The organism is Jannaschia seosinensis (assembly GCF_001408515.1).
In the GTDB taxonomy this organism is placed as follows: domain Bacteria; phylum Pseudomonadota; class Alphaproteobacteria; order Rhodobacterales; family Rhodobacteraceae; genus Jannaschia; species Jannaschia seosinensis.
The window spans coordinates 1-3,814 of sequence record NZ_CYPR01000122.1 but is presented as its reverse complement, the minus strand read 5'-3'; the positions used below and the strand labels follow the sequence as shown (position 1 = coordinate 3,814).

Annotated in this window: 4 protein-coding genes; 3 read left to right on the top strand and 1 reads right to left on the bottom strand. The window is 62.6% G+C overall.

Annotated features, from left to right (window positions below; translation table 11 throughout):
• Both JSE7799_RS22280 and JSE7799_RS09915 read left to right on the top strand, forming a co-directional pair.
• Window positions 1-103, top strand: a 103-nt coding sequence (locus JSE7799_RS22280; RefSeq protein ID WP_144431642.1) for a glutamine amidotransferase-related protein, incomplete at its 5' end; no start/stop codon positions are given.
• Between the two features lie 98 nt (window positions 104-201).
• Window positions 202-1,296 (top strand): IS4 family transposase, encoded by a 1,095-nt coding sequence (locus tag JSE7799_RS09915; RefSeq protein WP_055663476.1) that lies wholly within the window; start codon window positions 202-204, stop codon window positions 1,294-1,296.
• Window positions 1,297-1,347: 51 nt separating this feature from the next.
• Here JSE7799_RS09915 and JSE7799_RS09910 read toward each other — a convergent pair whose 3' ends face one another.
• Entirely contained in the window at window positions 1,348-2,691 is a 1,344-nt protein-coding gene (locus JSE7799_RS09910) for an IS1380 family transposase (protein WP_055663475.1), read from the bottom strand.
• A gap of 183 nt (window positions 2,692-2,874) precedes the next feature.
• On the opposite strand from JSE7799_RS09910, the gene JSE7799_RS09905 reads away from it, so the two are divergent.
• Window positions 2,875-3,814, top strand: a 940-nt coding sequence (locus JSE7799_RS09905; RefSeq protein ID WP_055663474.1) for an IS4 family transposase, incomplete at its 3' end; no start/stop codon positions are given.

The following is a 3,814-nucleotide window of genomic DNA, read 5'->3' as shown; positions in this document are numbered from 1 at the left end:
CGGCGTGCAGTTCCATCCGGAACTGAAATCCAAGCCGTTCGAGCCGCACCCTCTGTTCGCCGATTTCGTTCGCGCGGCGAAGGAGCAGTCGCGGCTGGTTTGACGGCCCGCGCGGCAATTACCCACACACTACACGACACAGTGCTGGCTGAGGGCGGCTGGATGGATTCAACTGGACGACTCCGACCAAGGAAACGTCCGATGCTTCACCACGCCATCTCCGCCCTCACGAATATCCTGCGTCCAGATCTCGACTTGAGCAAGAGCCGTCTGGAGACGCTTTGCATGATCGTCATCGGCATGGTCAGCGCGCGCAGCGTGAACCTCGGCCATCTTGCCTGCGAACGACCGGGATCGGCCCTGACCTCGTCGACATACCGTCGGTTGCAACGCTTCTTCCAGCACGTCCATCTCGACGAGGACTGGTCGCTCCCGCTTCTGGTCCGGCTGTTGGGCCTGAACAAATCATGGCTGCTCGCGCTCGACCGCACCAACTGGCAGATCGGCAAGACCGAGGTGAACTTTCTCGTGCTCGCAGTCGTCACCCGTCGTTTCCGCGTCCCCCTGGTCTGGAGCCTGATCGAAGGCCGCGGGTGTTCCGACACCGACATGCGCATCGCCCTGATGGAGCGATATCTCGCGAATTTTCCCGCGACGACCATCCGTCTGCTGCTTGCCGATCGTGAGTTTGTCGGCGCAGGCTGGATGGAATTTCTTGGTAAAAACAATATCCCCTTTGCTATCCGCGTAAGGGGAAATCTTCGCATTACGACCGAGGACGGTCACGACCTTACCTTGCGCGCAAGGCTGCGCCTGGCCCGCCGTGGCCGGGCTTTTCGCGCCCGCCTCGGCACACGCGAGGACGCAGCCGCCAGCAATATGCCGCTCCTGAACGTCGCGGCCAAGCCGCTCAAGGGAGAGTGGTTGATCGTGGTTACCAACGTCGCGCCGCGCACCGCGCTCGAAACCTACCGCAAACGTTGGGCAATCGAATGTCTGTTCGGCGATGCCAAGACGCGTGGCCTCAACCTCGAGGACACACGTCTCACCGATCCACGCAAACTCGCTCTGCTCATGTCCCTTGTCGCGCTTGCCCTTGCCTGGGCCGGTCGCGCCGCCGCAGACCTTCTCGGCAAGCGCGCGCCGCCGCGCAAAAGCCACAGCCACTACGCCAGATCCTGGTTTCGAACCGGCTTCGACCACATCCGAAGCCGCCTCAGAGCCGATCCCCTCGACGCCATCGCGTCGTGGCAGAGGATCAACCCAGAAGCACGAAAGCCCTGCGGAGTCGTGTAGTGTGCGCCATGATATGCCGCCCNTNTTTCTGGGTTTGTCGGGGCGCATGCGTCAGGCTGTTTTCGGTGGGGCGAGGGCGTCGAAGAGAAGGAGGAGAAGTCCCTTTCGGGGACACGAAGCCGGCAGGGTCACGATGATCCGGGTCTTCTTTTCGACGATGGTGGCGGCCAGTTTGACGAGATGCAGCCGCAGCGTGTCGAACTGGGCGCGGCGCCATGGTGAACGTTTTGGGCAAGCCGCGCGAAGCTTCCACCAGACCCAGTAGGCGCAGCCGTGCAGCATCAGGCGCATCTGGTTGGCGTTCGCCTTCGAGCACGACGTCCGGTCTGATGCGAGATGGGCCTTCCACGCCTTGATGTGGTTCTCGGCCTGGCCGCGAGCGGAGTAGATCTTCTCGTAAAGATACTTGCCGCGACCGCCCTCGAGGTTGGTGACGACGTAGCGGGTGTCCTGCCCCATGGGGCCAACCTCGACGCGGGCGATGACGCGGCGGGGTTTCGACCACGAGCGGGCTGCGTAGGAGAAGGTTTTGAACCGGCGCAGCTTCTGACCCGGCGTCCGGACGTAGCGCGCCGCCGTCGACGCTTCCAGAGCCGAGATGTTCCGCGCCAGACGGCCGTTCTTTGACAAACCAAAGACATAGCGCAGCCCGAGCCCGTCACACAGGTCCAGAACCTGCGGGGTGCAGTAGTGGCTGTCGGCTCGCAGCAGGATTTCTGTCTCGGGCCAATGCCTGGCAATCTGCCGGATCAACCGGCGGATGTGGGCCGCGCTCTCGGCCCCATTGGGGCGGCGGGCCGGGCGCAACAGTGTCCCCACGAGCCGGCCTTCGCCGTCGAAGACGACGATCGGCTGGAAGCCGAACTCGTCGTAGAACGCATTGAACAGGCGCAGCTTCTGGTGGCCATGCACCGCGTCAAAGGTATCATCGATATCGAGCACGATCCGGCTTGGGGGGCGCGCAAACGAGTGGCAGTAGAACCGGATCATCTCGCGGCCCATGCGGATAAGGGCGCGGGCATCGGGCAGGTTTTCCATGCGCGAGATCGTCGGCTGCGAACACAAGACCGGCCCTGTTTCCGGGCCACGCTCCAGCGCGATCCTGAAGCTGGGATCGTACCGCAGGGCTGCCGCGTCGTTGCCGTCTTCGTATCCCGCCCCGATCATCATGATCCGGAACCGGATGATGTCGCTCAGGCTATGCTGAACTTTCGCCGGGTCACGCGGATCGTGCAGGCAATCTGCGAGCCGCTGCGCCAGACCCGCCCTGCGCTCGATCTCGCGCAGCAGGGTCAGGCCGGCGTCGGAGCTCATGTCGGCGCCGTCAAACCCGAGTAGGACCGGCTTACCGTTAAGGGGTGACAGGCGGGGCGTGGAGCACGTAGACTGGGTCATGGCGGAGGTCGTCCTGCTGAAATCTGAATCTTTGGCGTCGATAACCAAAAAATACAGAGTTTCAGACGGTTACGCAACCTCCGCCGCCTTCTCCAGACTACACGACACAGCCGTTTTTGGGGTGGCCGAGACCGGCAAGACGGATTCTTCTGGTGGACTCGACCTCGCCAAAGGAACGGTCCCTTGAATATCCGTGCTCTCGCCGATCTCCAGAAAACGCTAACTCCGCATGTGCCGTTGGGCAAGTCACGGCTCGAGACGCTCTGCATGATCCTGCTTGGCATGATCAGCGCCCGAACGGTGAACCTGACGCATATCGCGAGCGAGCGGCCCAGTCGCGCCATGGTTGCATCGACCTATCGCCGTCTGCAACGCTTCTTCCAACACGTGTGCCTGCCCGAGGATTGGAGCGTGGGCATCGTGATCTCGCTGCTCGGCAACCCTCGCCCTTGGCATCTGTGTCTTGACCGCACCAACTGGAAGATCGGCAAGACCGACGTTAACGTCCTCGTGTTGGCCGTCATCACGGCCAGGTTCCGTGTCCCGTTGATGTGGACCATGCTCCCGCATTCCGGCAACAGCACGACCGCTCAGCGTATCGCGCTGATGAAGCGGTATCTCGCGTATTTCGACGCCTCAACCGTTCGGATGCTGCTGGCGGATCGTGAGTTCATCGGTCAGGAATGGTTCACTTTTCTCGTCGAGCAGGAGATCCCCTTCGCGATCCGCATGAAGGAGGGCCAGATAGTCCGTACCAACGGCCGCGAGCTGAACCTGCGCTCCCTGCTGTCACGGTGCAGGGGTGTGCGGGGCTTTACGGCCGTCCTGCCTGGCAGAGCGAGTCACCCTGACCTCGAGCTCCACTTCGGTGCGCGCCGCATCAAGGGCGGCGAGCTTCTCGTGGTGGCTTCGCCCTATCCAGCCACTGGCGCGCACATCCTGCGGCAGTACAAGAAGCGCTGGCTCATCGAGTGCCTGTTCGCCGACAGCAAGACGCGGGGGCTGAACCTGGAGGACACCCGCCTGACGCTCGCGTCCAAGTTGTCTCTGCTCATCGCCATAACCGCTATTGCCATCGCCCTCATCTGCCGTGTTGCAGCCCAGCGAGATATGCCCAAAAGTT

Coding starts and splice junctions, on each gene's coding strand:
- JSE7799_RS09915 (WP_055663476.1), top strand. CDS start 202: ATGCTTCACCACGCCATCTCCGCCCTCACGAATATCCTGCGTCCAGAT.
- JSE7799_RS09910 (WP_055663475.1), bottom strand. CDS start 2,691: ATGACCCAGTCTACGTGCTCCACGCCCCGCCTGTCACCCCTTAACGGT.